16 protein-coding genes, 1 tRNA gene and 1 riboswitch are annotated in these 18,308 nt (G+C 69.8%); of the genes, 9 read left to right on the top strand and 8 right to left on the bottom strand.

Going from position 1 to position 18,308, the window contains the following annotated elements; genetic code table 11:
* Window positions 1-105 precede the first annotated feature (105 nt).
* Window positions 106-381 (bottom strand): hypothetical protein, encoded by a 276-nt coding sequence (locus ACQPY0_RS57570; RefSeq protein ID WP_432981973.1) that lies wholly within the window; start codon window positions 379-381, stop codon window positions 106-108.
* A gap of 121 nt (window positions 382-502) precedes the next feature.
* Here ACQPY0_RS57570 and ACQPY0_RS57565 point away from each other — a divergent pair, with 121 nt between their 5' ends.
* Entirely contained in the window at window positions 503-1,651 is a 1,149-nt protein-coding gene (locus tag ACQPY0_RS57565) for an App1 family protein (RefSeq protein WP_432981970.1), read from the top strand.
* A 117-nt stretch (window positions 1,652-1,768) separates the two neighbouring features.
* On the opposite strand, the gene ACQPY0_RS57560 is transcribed toward ACQPY0_RS57565, so the two are convergent.
* The gene (locus ACQPY0_RS57560; protein WP_432981967.1) at window positions 1,769-2,731 is read right to left on the bottom strand and encodes an exopolyphosphatase; all 963 of its coding nucleotides are present in this window, start codon (window positions 2,729-2,731) and stop codon (window positions 1,769-1,771) included.
* A 69-nt stretch (window positions 2,732-2,800) separates the two neighbouring features.
* Window positions 2,801-3,823 carry a coiled-coil domain-containing protein gene (locus ACQPY0_RS57555; protein ID WP_432981964.1) on the bottom strand — a complete coding sequence of 341 codons (1,023 nt, stop codon included), beginning with the start codon at window positions 3,821-3,823 and terminating at the stop codon, window positions 2,801-2,803.
* A 9-nt stretch (window positions 3,824-3,832) separates the two neighbouring features.
* A riboswitch (cyclic di-AMP (ydaO/yuaA leader) is annotated at window positions 3,833-3,985 on the bottom strand.
* Window positions 3,986-4,241: 256 nt separating this feature from the next.
* Here ACQPY0_RS57555 and ACQPY0_RS57550 point away from each other — a divergent pair.
* A complete protein-coding gene (locus tag ACQPY0_RS57550) occupies window positions 4,242-5,357 on the top strand; it encodes a glycoside hydrolase family 19 protein (protein WP_432981961.1) in 1,116 nt (371 codons plus the stop codon).
* Between the two features lie 210 nt (window positions 5,358-5,567).
* On the opposite strand, the gene ACQPY0_RS57545 is transcribed toward ACQPY0_RS57550, so the two are convergent.
* On the bottom strand, window positions 5,568-5,912 hold the full coding sequence (locus tag ACQPY0_RS57545; protein WP_432981958.1) for a hypothetical protein: 345 nt from the start codon (window positions 5,910-5,912) through the stop codon (window positions 5,568-5,570).
* A gap of 228 nt (window positions 5,913-6,140) precedes the next feature.
* Here ACQPY0_RS57545 and ACQPY0_RS57540 point away from each other — a divergent pair, with 228 nt between their 5' ends.
* Window positions 6,141-6,383, top strand: coding sequence for a hypothetical protein (locus ACQPY0_RS57540; protein ID WP_432981955.1), 243 nt, complete (start codon window positions 6,141-6,143; stop codon window positions 6,381-6,383).
* A gap of 22 nt (window positions 6,384-6,405) precedes the next feature.
* Here ACQPY0_RS57540 and ACQPY0_RS57535 read toward each other — a convergent pair whose 3' ends face one another.
* Window positions 6,406-9,351 carry a BTAD domain-containing putative transcriptional regulator gene (locus tag ACQPY0_RS57535; protein WP_432981952.1) on the bottom strand — a complete coding sequence of 982 codons (2,946 nt, stop codon included), beginning with the start codon at window positions 9,349-9,351 and terminating at the stop codon, window positions 6,406-6,408.
* A gap of 499 nt (window positions 9,352-9,850) precedes the next feature.
* Between ACQPY0_RS57535 and ACQPY0_RS57530 the strand changes: the two genes are divergently transcribed.
* From ACQPY0_RS57530 to ACQPY0_RS57520, 3 genes are all read left to right on the top strand, one after another.
* A complete protein-coding gene (locus ACQPY0_RS57530) occupies window positions 9,851-10,435 on the top strand; it encodes an RNA polymerase sigma factor (RefSeq protein WP_432981949.1) in 585 nt (194 codons plus the stop codon).
* A complete protein-coding gene (locus tag ACQPY0_RS57525; RefSeq protein WP_432981946.1) occupies window positions 10,435-11,187 on the top strand; it encodes a hypothetical protein in 753 nt (250 codons plus the stop codon). The genes ACQPY0_RS57530 and ACQPY0_RS57525 overlap by 1 nt, the downstream gene beginning before the upstream one ends.
* 285 nt (window positions 11,188-11,472) lie before the next feature.
* Window positions 11,473-12,273, top strand: a complete 801-nt coding sequence (locus ACQPY0_RS57520) for a hypothetical protein (RefSeq protein WP_432981943.1) — start codon at window positions 11,473-11,475, stop codon at window positions 12,271-12,273.
* Window positions 12,274-12,321: 48 nt separating this feature from the next.
* Here ACQPY0_RS57520 and ACQPY0_RS57515 read toward each other — a convergent pair whose 3' ends face one another.
* A complete protein-coding gene (locus ACQPY0_RS57515) occupies window positions 12,322-12,549 on the bottom strand; it encodes a hypothetical protein (RefSeq protein ID WP_432981940.1) in 228 nt (75 codons plus the stop codon).
* Window positions 12,550-12,680: 131 nt separating this feature from the next.
* Entirely contained in the window at window positions 12,681-14,831 is a 2,151-nt protein-coding gene (locus ACQPY0_RS57510) for an Hsp70 family protein (RefSeq protein ID WP_432981937.1), read from the bottom strand.
* Window positions 14,832-15,380: 549 nt separating this feature from the next.
* Here ACQPY0_RS57510 and ACQPY0_RS57505 point away from each other — a divergent pair.
* Window positions 15,381-15,455 (top strand) — tRNA-Lys (locus tag ACQPY0_RS57505).
* Here ACQPY0_RS57505 and ACQPY0_RS57500 read toward each other — a convergent pair.
* Window positions 15,427-16,533, bottom strand: coding sequence for a tyrosine-type recombinase/integrase (locus ACQPY0_RS57500; RefSeq protein WP_432981934.1), 1,107 nt, complete (start codon window positions 16,531-16,533; stop codon window positions 15,427-15,429). The genes ACQPY0_RS57505 and ACQPY0_RS57500 overlap by 29 nt on opposite strands.
* 612 nt (window positions 16,534-17,145) lie before the next feature.
* Here ACQPY0_RS57500 and ACQPY0_RS57495 point away from each other — a divergent pair.
* Together ACQPY0_RS57495 and ACQPY0_RS57490 are read left to right on the top strand one after the other, a co-directional pair.
* Window positions 17,146-17,487 carry a hypothetical protein gene (locus ACQPY0_RS57495; RefSeq protein ID WP_432981931.1) on the top strand — a complete coding sequence of 114 codons (342 nt, stop codon included), beginning with the start codon at window positions 17,146-17,148 and terminating at the stop codon, window positions 17,485-17,487.
* A gap of 306 nt (window positions 17,488-17,793) precedes the next feature.
* Entirely contained in the window at window positions 17,794-18,279 is a 486-nt protein-coding gene (locus tag ACQPY0_RS57490; protein ID WP_432981928.1) for a hypothetical protein, read from the top strand.
* Window positions 18,280-18,308: the final 29 nt, after the last annotated feature.

Raw genomic sequence — 18,308 nt, 5'->3', positions numbered from 1 at the left:
TATGCCGCGACCTTCCGCCAGGCGACGCGGCCCGGTAGCTCCCGTTAGGCGGCGCGGCCTTTGCCGAGCAGCGCGCGGCCTTTGCCAGGCAGCGCGCGGCCTCTGTCAGGCGGCGATCGATCGGAGTGCGCGCAGCCGCTTGGCGTCGCCAGCCCGGTATGTCGCGCGGACCTGGGTCAGGGCCCACACCATGCGGGCGACCGCGGTCTCCGGGTGGTCGCCGAACTCGCTCGCGACCCGCGCCGCGCAGCCCTGGACGCCGATCCGCCGCAGCGTCGCGGCGACGGCCCCGCGGATCTCGCCGCGGGCAGGGCACTGCGAGGACTGCAGGTCCGAAGCGAACAGCGCCTCGGCCCGAACGGCCTCGAATGATGTAGCCATCTCGCACCTCCTGTGCGCTCGGATCGTGACTTCCGTCTCTACTGACATAAACGTTAGGAGGGGCCGTCGAGTTCAGGCTCCCGGTTTCATGCCACCGTCGTCTCTTCGTCACTTTGGGTTGATGACCGCGCTCGTCGCGGCGATTGATCACCCCGGGGTCGAGCTGGGTGCGGTGTTGGCGGGCTTATGGCAGATTGGGGCGGTGTCCCTGACCCCGCCCTCGCCCAGCAGCGCGCCGCTGCCGCTGCACCGGGCGGCGCGCATCGAGGACGCGTGGCACGCGATGCTCGAGCGGCGGCTGCGGCGGCGGGGCTGGAAGGTCGCGGTCACGGCGTACACCGGCTACGGCTCCTGCGCCACGCCCGAGCGCCCCGGCTGGGTCCGCGTGCTGGGCCGGGTCCTGCTGGCCCGCATCGACCCGAAGCCCGTGAAGCGGCTCAAGAAGCTGCGCGGCTGGCGCTCGTTCACCGCCGCGTCGGTCAGCAACGCCCTCGTGCGCATCGAGGCCGGCGGGCGGACCTGCGAGGTGCGCTGCGACCGCGGCGGCTTCGTCGACGTGGTCGTCGAGGCCGACCTGGCCCCGGGCTGGGCCACGGTCACGCTGCAGTGTGAGGACAGCGCGCCCGTCGAGGCGCCTATCCGGGTGATCGACCCGGCCGCCACCCGCCTCGGCATCATCTCCGATGTCGACGACACGGTCATGGTCACCACGCTGCCCCGGCCGCTGCTGGCCGCGTGGAACACGTTCGTCCTCGACGAGCACGCGCGGGCCTCGGTGCCGGGGATGGCGGTGCTGTACGAGCGGCTGGTCAACGCCAACCCGGGCGCCCCGGTCTTCTACCTGTCCACCGGCGCCTGGAACGTCGCCGCGACCCTGACCCGGTTCCTGTCCCGCCACCTGTACCCGGCCGGCCCGCTCCTGCTCACCGACTGGGGCCCGCAGCCGGACCGGTTCTTCCGCAGCGGCCTGGCCCACAAGCGTGCATCGCTGACCCGGCTCGCCGAGGAGTTCCCGGACATCCGCTGGCTGCTGGTCGGAGACGACGGGCAGCACGACCCCGAGATCTACGCCGAGTTCGCCGCCGAGCACCCCGACAGCATCGCCGCGGTGGCGATCCGGCACCTCTCCCCGACCCAGGCGGTGCTGGCCGGCGCCGTCCCGGGCGTGGCCGGCAGCCCCCGCCGCTTCCCGCCGAACGACCGCCGCTGGCTCTCCGCCCCCGACGGCGCCGGCCTGTGGCGCCTGCTGCGGGACACGGAAATCCTCTGAGTTATGCTCTGCATACGCTCGGACACTTTGATAGATCCAACTTTTCCGGGTGTGTTACCGTGTTGGAACAGCGGAGCGCCCACGGATCTCGCGGCATTTCTCGCAAAGGCGTCGGCTTCAATGGCGCCCGCCGGCCGTTGAGCTCATCGGCGCGCCCACCTTGTCGATCAGCTCGCGCAGGACGCGTTCGGACTGGTCGTGCGGAATCTGGCAGGTGCCGGCGGCGAGGTGCCCACCCCCGCCGTACTGCAGCATCACCGACCCGATGTCGGTCGGCGAGCTGCGGTCCAGAATCGACTTGCCGACCGCGAACACGGTGTTGAGCTTCTGCTTTCCCCAGATGACGTGGATCGATACGCGGGCCTCGGGGAACAGGGCGTACACCATGAAGCGGTTCCCCGCGTAGATCGTCTCCTCGTTGCGCAGGTCGACCACGACCACGTCGCCGTGCGTCGAGCAGACGCGGCGCAGCTGGTCGACGAAGAGGTCCTGCTGCTCGCGGAACAGCTCGGCCCGCTCGGCGACGTCGGGCAGGGCCAGGATCGCATCGACGTCCTGGTGGTCGATGCACGCGTCGATCAGCTGCATCATGAGCTGGTAGTTGGAGATCCGGAACTGCCGGAAGCGCCCCAGCCCGGTGCGGCTGTCCATGAGGAAGTTCAGCAGCGACCAGCCCGTCGGCTGCAGGATCTCCGTGATGTCGTACTGCGCCGAGTCCGCCCGGTCCACCGCCTCCATGAGCTCGTCGGAGACGTCCGGGAAGCGCTCGGCCCCGCCGAAGTGCTCGTAGATGACGCGGGCCGCGGACGGGGCCTTGGCGTCGATCACGTGGTTCGTGGCCTGGCCGTGTTGGAGGTTGGCCGCGCGGATGGTCTCGGAGTGGTGGTGGTCGAAGACCAGGTGGGCGCCGGGGGTGTACGGCAGGTTGGTGAGGATGTCCGTCGGGCCGACCTCGACCAGGCCGTCCTGGACGTCCTTGGGGTGCACGAACGTGATGTCGCCGATGAGGTCGAGGTGACGCAGGAGCACCGCGCAGACCAGTCCGTCGAAGTCGCTGCGGGTCACGAGACGGTACTTCACTGCAGATCCCCTCGCAGAAACGGCCGGTCGACGGTTCCCCTATCGACCGGCCGCCCGCAGACGTGAGGATTACAGGATCGAGAGGTGCACGTGGTTCGTGTGGTCGCTGGAGGGATCGCCGGCGACGCCGCTGTAGTGGTGCCAGCCGACGGCGGGCGTCCAGATCTGCTTGAACCAGATCACGTACATCACGCCGAGCTGGTTGGCGTTCTTCACGAAGTACGCCGCCAGGGTGCTGCCGTAGACGAAGTCGTCACCGGACGCGACCCCGCCGAATCCGGATTTCGTCTGTACCGAGAAGTCGCACGCGCGCCCCTTCGGGTGCTCGTACGGCCCGCTCGGGCGGAAGCATGACACGAACCGCTTGAAGCCGCTCTTCTGCGCCTCCTGCATGGCGTGCAGCATGCGCGGGGTGATGCAGCCGGTTGTGGTGGGGTCGTTGACGTTGCACGATTCCTTGGGCAGCCCCCCGCTGGCGGTGCGGGGCACTGCGGTGGCCGTTGGCAGGTTGGCGGTGACGAAGCCCTTGCTCGGCCCGCCGGCCAGCGCGAGCGCCTTCTCCGCGTCCTTCTTCTTCTGCTCCATGGTCTGAACCTGCTGCTGCTGCGAGGCGATCTCGTCGTCGAGCGCCTTCTTCTGCGCGGCCTGGTCCTCCTTGAGCTTCTTGAGCTCGTGGAGCAGGTTGTCGTTGTGGTGGGCGATCTGGTTGATGGAGCCGGCCCGCTCGGCGAAGCTGTCCGGGCTGCCCGAGTCCATCAGCGCGGCGAACGTGGTGAGGGGCCCGGTGCGATACGCCGCGACGGCGATCGCCGCCACCTGCTCCTGCACCGTGGCCAGGCGCGCCTCGGTGGCCTGCAGCTGCGCGGTGAGCTCGCCCTGATGCTTGACCGAGGCGTCGAACTTCTCCTTCGCCTCGGACCAGGCCCGCGTGCTGTCCTCCAGCACCGAGCCCAGGGTCGGATTCGCGCTGGAGCCCTCGTCGCCGGTGTCGCCACCGGGCTCGGCCGCGGCGGGCGCGGCGGCGAGCCCCCCGAGCACGATTGCCGCCAGCAGCACGACGAGTGCGCGCCGGTAGGGATGTCGTGATGACATCTGGTTCGTTGTTCCTTCCGTCGGCCGCCGACCGAGTTAGCTGACGGGTTCGGGACGGAACGACCCCTACCACCCCTCCGATTGGGAGGAAGGGCGGATTCACCCCAACGTAACGGTGGGTCCCCGGCTCGCCACGGTGCGGCGATTGGGCGGCAGCCACGCCCGGCACCGGGGGCGGTGCCCTCGTGGACGTGACCGTGGGTCACTGTACCCAGGGCGCAGAAATCGCGCACCGCGCCGTTTGTCCGAAGATCCTGGTATCGGCCGAAAGTGACCCATATCATATCGGAGGTTTGGGATCGATGAAGCCTCAACGGTACCGTAAATATTCTTCATAAAATGATGATGTTCGCTCCCCAGGGCGTCTCCGACTGGTCCTATGAGCTGGTCAGATGATGGACCGAAGGAGTGATCAAGGGTGTCGAGAGTGCGCCTGCTGGCGATGCTCGCCGCGGTGACCGTCGTGGGCGGGGTGGTCGCGGTCTTCAACATGCTGCCCGCGTCCGCCGCCTCGTGCGCCGCCGCGTGGCAGGCCTCAGCGGTCTACACCGGCGGTATGACGGCCTCGCACAATGGCCGTAACTACCAGGCCAAGTGGTGGACACAGAACGAGGCCCCGCCCGGAACCAGCGGCGTGTGGCAGGATCAGGGCTCGTGCGGTGGCGGCAGCACCCCGCAGCCGCCGACCCAGACCGGCACCACGGGCGCGTGCAGCTTCCCGGCGTGGGTGCAGGGCCGCAACTACGTGACTGGCGACATCGTCAAGTTCACCGACGGAAAGTTCTACATCGCCGAGCACGAGAATCCTGGGTACAGCCCGGTGATCAGCACCTGGTACTGGGACCCGTACACCTGCTCCGGCTCCGGTGGCGGTGGCGGTGGCGGCACGACCACCCCGCCTCCCTCGAACGGCAGCTTCGTCGTCAGCGAGGCTCAGTTCAACCAGATGTTCCCGAGCCGGAATTCCTTCTACTCGTACTCGGGCCTGGTCGCCGCGCTCTCGGCGTACCCGGGCTTCGCGAAGACCGGCTCGGACGCGGCCCGCAAGCAGGAGGCGGCCGCCTTCCTGGCCAACGTCAACCACGAGACCGGCGGCTTGATCTACATCGTGGAGCAGAACACCGCGAACTACCCCCACTACTGTGACACCAGCCAGTCCTACGGCTGCCCGGCCGGCCAGGCGGCGTACTACGGCCGCGGCCCGATCCAGCTGAGCTGGAACTTCAACTACAAGGCGGCCGGTGACGCCCTGGGCATCGACCTGCTGCGCAACCCGAACCTGGTCCAGACCGACTCGGCCGTGGCCTGGAAGACCGCCCTGTGGTACTGGAACACCCAGAGCGGCCCCGGCACCATGACCCCGCACAACGCCATGGTCAACGGCGCCGGCTTCGGCGAGACGATCCGCAGCATCAACGGCAGCCTGGAGTGCGGCGGCCGCAACCCGGCCCAGGTCCAGAGCCGTGTGGCCGCGTACCAGCGCTTCGTCGGCATCCTCGGCGTGGGCGTCGGCGCCGGCTCCCTGTCCTGCTGACTTTCTCCCTCCTTGGCGGCGGCCCTCCCGGGGTGTGGGGGCCGCCGCCAGGCGTTTCCGACGCCGAACGGAAACACGCGCGCCATGCCCGGGTAGGCCGGCCCGAGCGCAAGCCACGCTGCCCGGCCACCCGCTTGCGACCGAGGTACGCCGGCGCGTCTTCGGCGCGGACCGCCAGGGCGTCGCCGCCCTGGCGGTTGCCGTGACACTTCAGTTGGTGTAGCCCCAGAGTTGGTAAGCGTAGAGATGAGACCCGAAGGGTCCATTGATGGTGACCGGCTCGCAGTAGTAGCTCCGCCACCAGCCCGAGTTCACGTTCTTGATCCCCTCAATCTGGCAGGTCAGGATGCCGCCGTAGACACCGCCTTTGATGGTCGCCGCCGCGGCCGGCGTGGCGGTCACGGCCAGCAGGGCACCCGTGAGCGCGGTCGCCGCCACCGCCGCGCGGATGACGCTTCGCTTGCGTGCCGTCCCGGGCGCGGACTTCGCTGCCGCGCGACCGTCCGGCCCAGCGGCGGACGTGGTCACGGCGGTACGTCGGAGCTTTCTGCGCATCAGGCCTCTCCCCGTGCCGAAATGGTTGCGGAAACCTCGCCACGACACACTCGGTTGGCGAAATCCCCCGTCGGAACGCCACCCATGTATGCCGATGTTTCCTGGTCGCGAGGACGTTAGCCGGGGTCGATGAGGCAGTCCTGAAGAAAGCCTGAAGGATCTAGGGGATCCACCGGCAGCGGACGCGGCTATACCCTACGAGTCGGATCAGGCATGGGGGGAGACAGCATGGCAAACGACGACGATCGAAGAAGGCTGCGGCGGTGGGGCCGCATCATCGCCATTGGGGTCGCCACAGCGGCGGCCGCGGTGCTGCCGGCGTTGCTCGCCCCGGCGGCGACGGCCAGCCGGTTCGACCCGGCGACGTTCGGCCCCGCCAGCCACGGCTCCGCGCAAACCACATCGCAAAGCCCCTCGCTCGAGGTGCCCAACTCCGTGGATCCCAATCAGTGGTGGGGCCACGACAACTGACACGACAACGGACAGGGCCGGCTCAGGCGATCGCGCGGGCGAACTCGGCGGCGGAGCGCAGGTCGAGCCACCGCCCCTCGGCGTCGGCCGCGCGCAGGCCGGCCGGGCCGAGTCGTTCGCGGCAGGCGCGGTCGAGCTTGTCGCGCACGGCGACGTCACGCTCGACCGCGACCAGGCCCGCCTCGGCGCGTACCGTCGCGGCGGCCGCCAGCAGTGCGGCTGTGCGGCCGTGGGCCCCGCGCAGGGCCTGCACGCCGGCCGCGATGTCCAGGTCGTGGGCCGCGCTCCAGGGGTGGCCGACGGCGAGATGCCGGTCGAACGACTCGCGCATCAGGGCGGACGCGTCGGCCGGACGGCCTGCCCGTTGCCGGGCCCACGCCAGCAGGCTCGCCGCCCGCGCGCCGGAGAGTTCGGCGCCGGGTCCGGAGAGTACCGGCAACGCCTTGCTCAACAAGACGTCCGCGGTCTGCGCGTCGCCGTCGAGCAGCGTCGCCTCGGCCACCACCAGCTGAGCCTCGGCCCGCGCGACCGCGTCGTCGGCGTCGACGAACAGCGTGATCGCCTGCGACGCGTGCCCGATCGTCTCCGGCAGCCGCAGCATGGCGAGGGTGTTGTAGGCCATGGTGAGCCGACACCGGCCCTGTGCGTACGGGTCCGTCGTGGTGAGGGCGATGCGCCACGCCTCGGTGCCGGTCACCACCGCCTCGTCGAGATCACCCTGCTCGTAGGCGATGTCGGAGATGTGCTGCAGCGCGCGCATCATGGCGGGCGTGTCGCCGAGTTCCTCGGCGGTCAGCAGGGCTCGGCGGGCGTACCGCATCGCCTCGGGGTTTGAGACATAAGACGCCACGACCGCGGCCGACAACAGCGCCGGCAGCACCGCCTCGGGCCGGGCCGACCCGGTGATCGCGGGATCGGCGAAGATCCTGCGGAAGTAGCGTAAACCGACCCGCGGCGTGTCCGCCCACCGCCACCAGACGCTGGCGGTCAGCCGGAACAGCAGATCGGTTTGCTGCGTGCGCACAGCCCAGTCGAGCGCGGCGTCGATGTCGGGCTGTACCGCGTCGAGCCGGGCCTGCCACCGCTGGCGCAGCGGCCCGCGTCGCTGCGCCGCCGCCGCGCCCGCCAGCGACAGCAGGTAGGCCCCGTGCCGCTGCCGCGTCTCCTCGGCCGCGCCGGGATCGGATTCGAGGAGTTGCGCGGCGTACTGCCGAATCGGCTCCAGCATCCGAAACGTCGTCTCCTCCTCGCCGATCGCGACGGTGAGCAGCGACTTGTCGGTCAGGCCGTGCATCAGGTCGAGGGCACCGGCCCGGTGTCCCGGCTCGAGCATGGCCTCGGCGGCGGCGAGCGTGAACGGCGCCACGAAGCACGACAACGCGGCGAACAGCGCCCGCTCCTGGGCGTCGAGCAGGGACACGCTGAGCGACACCGCCCGCCGCAGAGAGCCGTGCCGGTCGCCGTCGGCCCGCCGGTCGGCGAGGACGGTCATCTGGTCGGCCAGCCGCCCGAGCAGCTCCTGCGCGTTGAGGACCGAGCTGCGGGTACCGGCAAGCTCGATCGCCAGCGGCAGCCCTTCCACGCTGCGGCAGATCCGCGCGATCACCCGCGCCGCGTCGGGCCGCAGCGTGCCGTCGTGCCAGGCGCCGTCGACCCGGGACCAGAACAGCTGCACGGCTGCGTTGCCGGCCAGCTCCTCCGGCGTCGCCCGGTCCGGATCGACCAGCGGCAGCGGCGCCAGCCGCAGCACCGCCTCGCCCGCCAGGTGCAGCGGCTGGGTGCTGGTCACCACGACCCGCAGGTCCGGCCGCCCGGTCCGCAGGGCCTCGATCAGCGCCGTGCAGGCCTCCCGCAGATGCTCGCAGTTGTCGAGCACGAGCGTCTCGGACCGCCCGAGCAGACGGGCCCGGAGCTGTTCGACGGTACCGAGCCGGCCCAGTCGGCCGACGCCCAGCGCGGTCGCCACCGCCTCCTCGACCTGGGCGCCGTCCACGAGCCCGTCCAGCCGGACCACCGTCCACCGCCGCGGCTGGGCGCGGCCGTACTCGGCGACCAGCCGAGACTTGCCGACACCCGGCGGTCCGCAGACGGTCACCATCGGTTGGGCCTGCACGAGCTCCGCCAGCGACCGCAGCTCGCTCTCGCGCCCGACAAACAGGCCGCCCCACGCCGCCGGGGCGGGTGAGGCGGCCTCCGGCGAGGACGCCGCGACCACCGGCGGCTCATCCACGAGCAGGGCCCGGTGCAGTTCGCTCAGGCGGGTGCCGGGCTCCAGGCCGTACTCCTCGACGAACCGGCCCCGGAACTCCGCGTACACCCCCAACGCCTCCACCCGGCGGCCGGCCTGGTGCAGCGCGGTCATCAGCTGCCCCGCGAACCGCTCGTCGAGCGGATGCAGCTGTACCGCTTCCAGCAGCTCCGATACGAGGCTCCCGGCGTAACCGCGGGCCAGCCCGGCATCGATCCGGTCGGCCAGTGCGCTGACCTGCGCCGACTCCATCGCCGACGCGAACCGGTGGCGCAGCGGAACATCACCGATGTTGGCCAGCGCCGTCCCGTGCCAGAGGCCCAGCGCCCGGCTCAGCAGCTCGTGCGCGGCCTCGTGATCCCCACCTCGCACCCAGGCGTTACTCTGCGTCACCAGGGCCTGGAACAAGTACCAGTCGACCTGCTCACGACTGCCGACCAGCCGGTAGCCGCCGGTGAGCCGCTCCAGCCCGAGCCCATCCGCCCGCTCGACGCCCCGCCGTACTGCCGAGACATGCACCTGCAACGTGTTGCGGACCGTCGGCGGCGGACTGTCGGCCCACAGGTCGTCGATGAGCTGGTCATAGCTGACCACGTGCCCGATCCGCAGCGCCAGGCCGGCGAGGACCGCGCGGGCCTTCGCCCCGCCGATCCGGTCATGACCGCCCTCGATGCCGACCCCTCCGAGCAGCCTGATCGTCGACCCTGAATGCGTGCTCACGATCGTAGTCTGCCTGACGGCCGCCACCGCCCGCCCCAACAGTCCTCGTGACGCACCCGGTGCAGCGGGGAGCGGCGGCGCCACCCGTGCCGCTCCAGATCGCGTACCCCCTGCAGCCGGCTTTCCTGGCCGAGGCAGAGCCCCGCCACTGGCCGGCCAGCGAGTGCAGGCCGGCGTCGGTTCGTTCAGTCGGGCGGGTCGTATAGATGTTTCCCGTAGCGTCACCCGCAACGTCGGAGCTCGCCACCACCCGCTATAGGCAACCCGAAGCGCGCCAAGATCAGCTGAGCCGGTAGCCCGCCGAGCGGGTCGGCCCGTCGATACTGCCCGCGACGCGCGGCAGGCTAGACATGGCATCTGAGCTGCGCAAACGCAGATGGGCGGAAAGCTGTTGCGGATAGGGGGCGGCGCGTCAGTCCGGTACACCGCCAGCGCGGCCCCGGACGTCTGCCACAGCAAGCCGGTGAAACCCGCGTAGAGGGTGCGGACACTACGGAATGTGGCGGTGATCGAGCAGGACGAGGCGCTGCTGTGGCGACGTGCATGCGGCGGTGACGCGCAGGCGTTCGCCGCCGTGTTCGACCTGCACCGCGACCGCGTCTACGGGCAGGCCGTCCGACTGCTCGACACCCGCAGCGACGCCGAGGACGTCACCGCCTCGACATTCCTCGAACTGTGGCGTCGCCGGGCCGTGGTGCGGTTGGTCAACGGCTCGGTGCTGCCCTGGCTGCTGGTGACCACGGCGAACCTGGCCCGCAACGCGGCCCGAGCCCGCCGCCGCTACCGCGACTTCCTGGCCCGGCTACCCCACGAGCCGGCCGCGTCGGACGCCGCCGACGTGGCCCTGGCCGGCCGGGACGTGGGCGTGGACCCCCGGCTCCGGCAGGCCCTGCGCAGCCTGCCCGAGCGAGACATGGCCTTGCTGCTCCTGGTGGCCTACGAGGACTGCGCAGTGGCCGACGCCGCCGCGCTGCTCGGGATGACGCCGGCGGCGGCCAAGACACGGCTGCACCGCACTCGACACCGCATCCGCGAGCAGCTTCCGGACTTCCCTGCGGCCCTCGACCGGACCGGAGCCCTGTGATGACCGTGCAGATGAACGACTCCTACGCCAGCGCGCTGCGCGCTGCGTTGATCGAGCACGTCGAGGCCACCTCCGCGCGTCGCCGGCGGACCGGCCTGCGCGTGGTCGCCGGCGCTGGCGCCGGCGTGCTGGTGCTCGGCGGAGGCGTCGCCGTCGCCGCGGACGCCGGGTGGCTCTCCCTGCCCGGCGGCGACGTCGTCACCACCGAAGCCCCCACCGTGACAGCCACCCACACCGGATCGGCCACCGTGGAACTCGGCGCGGCGCCGAAGGGCACCACCGACGTCATGCTGAAGCTGACCTGCCTCACCGCCGGCACCTTCACGTTCGAAGACGGGGCATCCCTGGTCTGCTCGGCGGCCGACGCCACAGCCGGCAATGTGACAACCTACAAGCTCGCCCTCGCTCCCGGACAGCACTCCACGTCGATCACCACCGCCAGCGGCGCACGGTGGACCCTCAGCGCCACCTACGCCCACGTCGCCGTCAGCGAATGGGGCAAGAACGCTGACGGCCTGACCTACGGCGTGGTCAACGAGCGCGGCACCCCCGACCTGATCGCCGTCACCGCGACAAACGGCCGCAGCGGCTACGCCTACAACCGCGACCTCAACCCGACCGGCCCCACGACCCTGCAAACCGGCACCGAACCGTCGCGGACCGTCCCGGTCTACACCTCCGACGGCCACACCCGTATCGGCGTGTTCGTCATCGGGGGCCTGGCCACCGGACCGAGCAGCCCCGGCGGGTGACGCCAGACGCCACGCCTCGCCTGTGTGCCACGGAGCGCCGGACGCGCCAGCCCCTGCCGACGGATCAGGCCGAAGGCGCGGTAAGCGGCGTCCGCACGGCCTTGAACGCGCTGTGCCGATGCGCTCGACCTCGGGCTTGGCGCTACTGAAGCTCGGCTCTCGAGCAGCCAGGTCGGCGGGCGTGGCCGCGATGGATGGAGAACCTTCGAGATACGTCGGCCGACTACGTCAAGCTCCGTGCCTTGCTGGTGTCGCAGGACACGATGCTTGGGTGATGCTACGCGGATGGAGTTCGAGGTGCAGTCGGCGGAGCGGTTGGTGTGGGCGCGTAGCGTGCGACGGTTGGCGTTCGAGCCGCACGGCTGGCAGGTCGAGTTCCGGGAGGCGTTGCGGACAGCCTTGGAGGCGTTGCCACGCACGGCGAGCGGCGCGTTGCTCGCCACCTACGACGCGCCGGACTCCTCGACGGTGGATGTGGAGAACGTGCTGCTCTACAACGTGGGGACCGGAGTGTTCCGGCGACTGGTCGCCGGCGGGGTGACATGCCGGCGGGGGCGCAGCGGCGACGGGTGGCATCACGTGCGCTACGAAGTTGTCGACGAGGCGCCGGCATCAGGCGGCGCCGCCACCGTGGCCTGCGCAGCGGTTGAGATGGGCGACCGGCTACCGCAGACCGCGGGAGGCTTCTGGGCCGCGCTCAGGCCCGGCCTGCAGCGCCTGGGTCCACCCCTGCCGGCCGATACTCGCTTCACCGTTGATCTGACCGTGTCCGGACCGGCTGCCGCAGATCGGCTGGCCGCCATGACGAAGCCGCTGCTCGATGGTTGGATCAGCGCCGTGCATTGTCACGACGGCAGCGCACGGGAGGAACTTGTACCGCGCTTGGCAGAATTGGGTGATCCGAGCAAGGTGTGGGCTCAGTTGTGTGATGCCGCTGCAGCAATGCTCGACACCCGTACCCTGGTGCGCCCCTTCCGCGACGGCGTCGCCTGGAACCCAGCTGATGACCGATGCGACGCCTTCCGCATCCTGCCCCGCCCCCAACGCTCTTGGAGCGTTACAGGGGCGCTGCGCGCCGCTGCCTGACCAGCGAGTCAGGCCTGGAGACACGCGGTCGCCTCGCACGTGGCCGGGCTATGTGTCGGAGCTGGAGTCGCCGTTGTTGAAGTGGTACACCGCATGCTCGATGTCGGCGCGGACGAGTTCTTGGGTCGCTGCGATCGGTCGGCCAGCGATGGCGTGGAACATGGCGTCGAGGTGCCGTAGCTTGACCGAACCGAACGGATCAGACTGAGCGACCGTCATGTTGATCAATTCGCGGGTTACAGGCTCGATGTCGCCATAGGTCGTCGGCCCTGTCATCGGTGTCCCTTCCGCTCGTGCGCGGTTTGCTCCGAGGTCGTCTTGCGTACGGTGGCGCCGCGAGCGGAAGTCGAAACCAGGGGCAGGCACGGCACCTGTAACAGTGGTAGCGGTGTATCGGGTGTCGGCCACTAAAGACCTGTGCGCGACCACGGCCGACTGACGATCAACGGATGCGGCGCCAAGGGGTCCAGTCCTTTACGTCGGCGCCGTAGCGGTAGGTGCGCTGCCAAAGGGCGCCTTGTTCGTCGATTGCGATGAGTTCGTGCCACATCTGGCTCGGGGTGCCGGCGGCGATGTCGACCAGGGGCGCACCGGACGGGACGGGCATCGTGTGCCACCGCTCCCAGGGGCCGTTCTCCCACTGCCAGCGGTGGCTGACTTGGCCGTCGGCGTCCAACACGAAGACTTCGTGGTGGTTCGGGTCGGCACTCAGGGCGGTCAGGGCGCACATCGGGGCGGTGCCGGGTGGGGGCGCCCAAGTCCTGCCAATCGGTCCACCGGAGGCGCTCGAGGATCCAGGAGCGGTACTCGACGCCGCCGTCGTCGCGCAGGAGGGCCACCTCGAGGCGTGAGCTCCAGCGGGACGTCAGGGCCACGTCGACCCAGCGGCCCTCACGGGTGTCGACCCACCAGTGATGCCAGCCTTCGTGGTCGGAGCGGTGGCGGTGGCCGCAGCGTCCGTCACCTCCGACCGCGTATACATCGCGGTAGCCCTGACCGCCGCTCGCCGCCGCCAGCCGGCCGATCGGTTCTAGCTCGGTGTCGATGTCGACCTTCTCCCATGGGTGCCAGCGGCCCATGGCGTTGCTGCGGTACCAAAGGATGCCGTGACGGTCGGCGACGAAAAGATCGAGGCCGTCGTCGCCGTTGCAGGTCGCGGCCACGTCGTGAGCTTCGGCGGGCAGGCTCAGGTCGGACCAGGTGCCCCAGCCCCTGGACTCCTGGAGGGTGCGCTGAAGCAAGCTGCCGTCGGCGGTGATGTGGAACAGGTGGAGCCGGCCGCCGTCCCCGCGCGCGGTGGCGAGGCGCATGTGGGGCGCATTTGCCTCCTCCTCGTTGTCGGCTGACTCATCCGCTTCGTCGCCGTCGTGGCCTTTGTTGACCTCGAGCACGCCGATCGGTTCGCTGTGCTTGACTGGTTCGTTCAACCCGGCCGGTTCTAGCGGGGGCGGCGCGAGTTGGGTGCTCGTACCGGGCGCGGCGACGGCGGCCAGACTACCGAGCGCGACGACGAGTTCTGGCTGTTCGATTGCGGTCGGAGCGATCTTCAGCGCCCGGTGCAGCAAGTTGGCCGCAAGCGGGATGCGGCTCGAGCCGCCGACGAGCAGGACGCCAGCGATGCGTTCGCGGGGTACCTTCGCCTCGCGTAGGACGTTGGTGGTGCAGGCAACGGTACGGGCCAGTAACGGTTCGGCGGCGCGGTCGAATTCGTCTCGGGTGATGTGCAGGGTGACGTCGGCAAGGGGGACGTACAGATCCGCGGCGCTGTGCCGGGACAGCTGCTCCTTTGCCCCGCGGGCGGCCGTCCACAGGGCGCGGCGGTTGAGTTCGTCGTCCTTGGTACGCGGCCAGTCCAGGCGACCCCAGGCATCGGCGGCCGTCTCGGTCAAGCGTCGGGCGTGGGCGACGACCGCAGCGTCGAGATCCAGGCCGCCGACGTCCGGCAGGCCGTCGGCTGCGACCACATCGAAGCTGGTGCTCGCGGCGGCGCCCTGCGCGGTGCGGCGGACCAGGCTGACGTCGAACGTGCCGGCGCCGAGGTCGTAGACCACAAGGTGGTCGTCAGCCGGTATCTCGCGGCCGAGGATGGTGGTGAAGTAGGCTGCGGCGGCGACAGGCTCCGGCACGAACCGTGGCTCGCCCAGCCTGGCCGTCCGCGCTGCCGCGGCCAGCAGTTCCAGCCGCCGGCCACTCCATGACGCGGGGTGGGTGAGAACGACCGCACCGGCCGCCTCGCCAGCGACCCGATGGGCCTCGGCCGCCACTCGGCCGAGCACGGCGGCGACTGCATCGACGACCGGCACTTCTCGGCTGCCGAGCCAAAGCCGCCCGTCGTCGATGCAGCGTTTGGGGGTGGGCTCGAACCCGGCCGGATCCGCAAGAGTGGCCCGCTCGGCGTCGGCCCCGGTGAGCAACCCGCCGTCCACGGCCGCGGCCACCCCGGAGGAGAGCAGCGGTGACGAGTCGAACAGCAGCGGGTCCACCCGGCCGTCGGCTCGCCGCAGCACCGCGACGGTGTTTGAGGTGCCGAAGTCGACGCCGAGCTGGTGTCCGCCCATGCCAGTCAGGCTAGGCCGATGAACCAAACCAGCCCATCAGCCGGAACGCCGCTTTCTGACCACCGCCACGGTGGCCTCGCCCGGGTTCCGCAGTTAGTCGACGCACGGACGCATTGATCATGCGCTTGGCAGGTCAGAGGCTTGATCACTCAATGCCGGTTGTGTTACTACACCATTTCGGGCATAGCGGACGGAAGTTCCGGAGAAACCGGTTGACCTGGACAAACAAGCACATGACCGAGGTTCGAACCGACTGTCACAGCGCGGCCTGCGCGATAGATTGTCCTCCACCCCTGATCGACCACAGTGGACACTCCTAGGCAACCCGAGGCGCGCCAAGATCAGCTGCTGGGTGTCCGTTGGCCATGTTGGTTGCTCGTCGGTTGCTCGAGAGTCGGCCGGCTGAGCCGGTAGACCGCCAAGCGGGTCGGCCCGTCGATCCTGCCCGCGACGCGCGGCAGGCTAGATATGGCATCTGAGCTGCGCAAACGCAGATGGGCGGAAAGCTGTTGCGGACATCTGCGGCTGACCCGGTACCCTGTAAACTTGGGGCTGCTAGCTCAATGGCAGAGCTGCGGACTTTTAATCCGTAGGTTCAGGGTTCGAGTCCCTGGCGGCCCACCACTTGACCTGCACTTTTACGCGCCTGATCCGTCCGCTGTGGACAGTGGTTGCTCGCTGCGCGCTTCTTTCCGCTCTTGTCCTTCCTCGGACTGCTCGGGGTCGGTGCGGTGGCCTGACCTGCGGTTTCGCGGTTTCCAGGTCGGTTGGGAGCGCCGAGCGTCGCGGATCGGGCGCCGTGGTCGCCGTACTCGTTGCGCCGTTTCTTCATCTGTTTCCGGACCGCGCGGGCGGCGGTGAGGACGAGCTCGGCGGTCGCTGCGGGAGCTCGCCGCTGGCGTTCGGGCAGCACGCTGGTGTAGGTGTCGGCGGTCAGGATGATGCTGGCGTGGCCGAGCTGGTCCTGGACGGTCTTGAGGTCGGCGCCGGCCTGGTGGGCGAGGGACGCGGCGCCGTGGCGTAGATCGTGGAGCCGGACCGGTGGGAGTTCGGCAAGGCCACACAGTCGGCGGAAGCGGTGGGTGAGGTAGTTCGGGTGCAGCGGCTGGCCGTCGGTGCGGGTGAAGACGCAGCCGGTGTCGTGCCATCTATGGCCGGCGGCGATGCGTTCGAGGCGCTGCCGGTTGGCGTGCTCGCGCAGGGCTTGGACGGTGTGCCGGTCCAGAGCAATGACGCGGCGGCTGGCGGCGCTCTTTGGCGGTCCGATGAAGATCCGCCGTTCCGCGCAGGTGATCTGCTGCGTGATGGTGGCGGTGCTGTGCTGCAGGTCGACGTCGCACCAGCGCAGCCCGACCACCTCGCCACGCCGCAGGCCGCGTAGCGCGATCAGCCACCACAGGGCCGGGAGTCGGTCGGCGGTGACCCGGTCCAGGAAAGTCGCGAGGTGTTCGGCGGTCCAGACCGTAACCTTGTCGCGAATGCCGTGCTGTTGCCACTGTGCGACCCGTTCGTCGGTCCAGATGACGGCGTGCGGGCGGGGCCGGCTCGGCAGCTCTATGCGGCGGGCGGGGTTGTCGGTGATCAGGTCGTTGCGGATGGCGGCGTTCAGCGCTCCGCGGAGCGTGGCGCAGATGCGGTGCAGTGTTGCTGGGACGAGAGGTTCGCCGGTACGAGTCGTCTGTTTTGCGAGGTCGGCGAACATGGCGGTGAGGTGCCGGACGGTGGGGGATGAGGTACTGCTCGATGTGCTGGGAGTACACCCGCACGGTGGTTGGCCGGATGGACGTTCGGGTGGTCAGCCAGTAGTGCAGCCACCGTTCCACGGTCCACCGTTGTCCGGTGAACCGTTCCAGCGACTGGTCGAAGATCGCGTCCCTGGCGCGGGTGGCGGCGGCCTGTGAGGGGAAGCCGCCGCGGCGGACCTGGGTGGAGCGGCCACGGGAGGTCGCGGACTCGGCAGTCGAACTGCCAGCTGCCGTGACCGCGTTCGGTCAGGCGTGGGCAGGTGCGGTTGCGGTGCCGGCGGCCGGGCCGGTTGTTGGTGCTGCAGAAGCAGGACTTGAAGATCACACCCTGGCTGGCCACGGGATGCCTCCACACTGGGCTGGGCGAGCTGAACGCCTTCAGGCTGCGGCTGGCAGCCGCTTGCGCGGCTCGGTTCGCCTGACTCGTGACCGTCTCGGTACCGGCTCGCGGCCGTTGCGAGGCATAAGGAAGGGCTTCGGGTGTTGACCGGTGTGGTCGAGGTGTACGCCAACCATGCTGTGCTGATCAGGGTTCAGATATCCGAGGATGCCATGCGATAGTCGCCGCCATGACCTTTCCGCTCGAGGTGTTGTCGCCGGCCGTCGAGGACCGGGCCGAGACCTGGACCGGGCTGGACATGTGCTGGCGGGTGCTGCCGACACATCCGGACTACGGCAAGGCCGTCGTGAGCGTTCAGTTCGAGTCTGTGGTCTGGACGGTTGAGATTATGGTCTGGAGCAGCGGGGAGACGGAACTGGCTACGATTCGGCTGACCGACGATCGGATCGTCAACAAGTACTACGACCTGACTGGCCGCGACAATGTCGCAGGGCTCCTGGACGAGCTTGTCGCCCTTCTTGTGCGTGATGAGGTTCCTGCAGCGGCAGTGGTCTTTCACCTGCGCGGATAGTCCGACTCGCCGCAGGCCGACCGACTCGGCCGCCGCGCTGATTGCGGCATGTCCGCGCACTTGATCAAGCCGGCCGGTCTATGCCGCGTGGGTGGATGAGTTCCCGCTCGGACCCGAAAGCGTGTGCGGACCGCCGATGGTCGCGGTCTGGTTGTGTGCGTGATCGGCGTGCTGGTGGGGCGCGTGCCTGTCGGGTGGCGCGATGGCGGATCATAGTTGCATGGAATTCGGTCTGATTGTCCGTTCGCGTGCCGGGCAACGACGATGAACGCTCGTGGGCGAGGGGTTGACTCGCCGGTCAGTTGGGTGCCGATTGCCGGGCTCACCGAGCTTGCCCGCGCGCTGCTGGGCGACCGGATCGGTGATCGGGATGTGATTCCGGAGCATGTCCGCGACCGGGTCACCGCGCTGGCCGGGCAATGGGCCGCGCATGGGTTCACCGCCGAGACGGTGCGCGCCTGGAAGGATCTGGATCCGGCGGCCGCTGCCCGGCTGCATGCCCACGGCATCAGCCCGGCCGCGTTGCAGCAGCACACCGTCGTCACACCGGCGGGCAGCACCAGCCTGTGGCAAGCCGTCACCTCCGGCGCGCTGTCGGCAGCCGAAGCCGTCAACCATCTCCAGGCAGCAGGATCGCCCGAGCCGACGGCGCGGCCGTCCGCGCCCTCACCGGCCGTGTCGACGCCGCGGCCAGCGCCGGCTGTGTTCTCCCACCCTGTCGCCGCCCTCGACCCGGACAACGCCGACCGGCGCGCAAAATCGACGCCACCTCAGACGCTGTTTCGGGCCTGATGCCGGGGGCGCTGCCAGTGGCACCAACC

This window comes from Dactylosporangium sp. CA-233914 (assembly GCF_050942935.1).
Taxonomy (GTDB): domain Bacteria; phylum Actinomycetota; class Actinomycetes; order Mycobacteriales; family Micromonosporaceae; genus Dactylosporangium.
This window is presented reverse-complemented; position numbering and strand designations above follow the sequence as displayed.

Coding starts and splice junctions, on each gene's coding strand:
- ACQPY0_RS57525 (WP_432981946.1), top strand. CDS start 10,435: ATGACCGTGCAGATGAACGACTCCTACGCCAGCGCGCTGCGCGCTGCG.
- ACQPY0_RS57565 (WP_432981970.1), top strand. CDS start 503: ATGACCGCGCTCGTCGCGGCGATTGATCACCCCGGGGTCGAGCTGGGT.
- ACQPY0_RS57500 (WP_432981934.1), bottom strand. CDS start 16,533: ATGTTCGCCGACCTCGCAAAACAGACGACTCGTACCGGCGAACCTCTC.
- ACQPY0_RS57555 (WP_432981964.1), bottom strand. CDS start 3,823: ATGTCATCACGACATCCCTACCGGCGCGCACTCGTCGTGCTGCTGGCG.
- ACQPY0_RS57540 (WP_432981955.1), top strand. CDS start 6,141: ATGGCAAACGACGACGATCGAAGAAGGCTGCGGCGGTGGGGCCGCATC.
- ACQPY0_RS57570 (WP_432981973.1), bottom strand. CDS start 381: ATGGCTACATCATTCGAGGCCGTTCGGGCCGAGGCGCTGTTCGCTTCG.
- ACQPY0_RS57495 (WP_432981931.1), top strand. CDS start 17,146: ATGACCTTTCCGCTCGAGGTGTTGTCGCCGGCCGTCGAGGACCGGGCC.
- ACQPY0_RS57515 (WP_432981940.1), bottom strand. CDS start 12,549: ATGACAGGGCCGACGACCTATGGCGACATCGAGCCTGTAACCCGCGAA.
- ACQPY0_RS57545 (WP_432981958.1), bottom strand. CDS start 5,912: ATGCGCAGAAAGCTCCGACGTACCGCCGTGACCACGTCCGCCGCTGGG.
- ACQPY0_RS57510 (WP_432981937.1), bottom strand. CDS start 14,831: ATGGGCGGACACCAGCTCGGCGTCGACTTCGGCACCTCAAACACCGTC.
- ACQPY0_RS57520 (WP_432981943.1), top strand. CDS start 11,473: ATGGAGTTCGAGGTGCAGTCGGCGGAGCGGTTGGTGTGGGCGCGTAGC.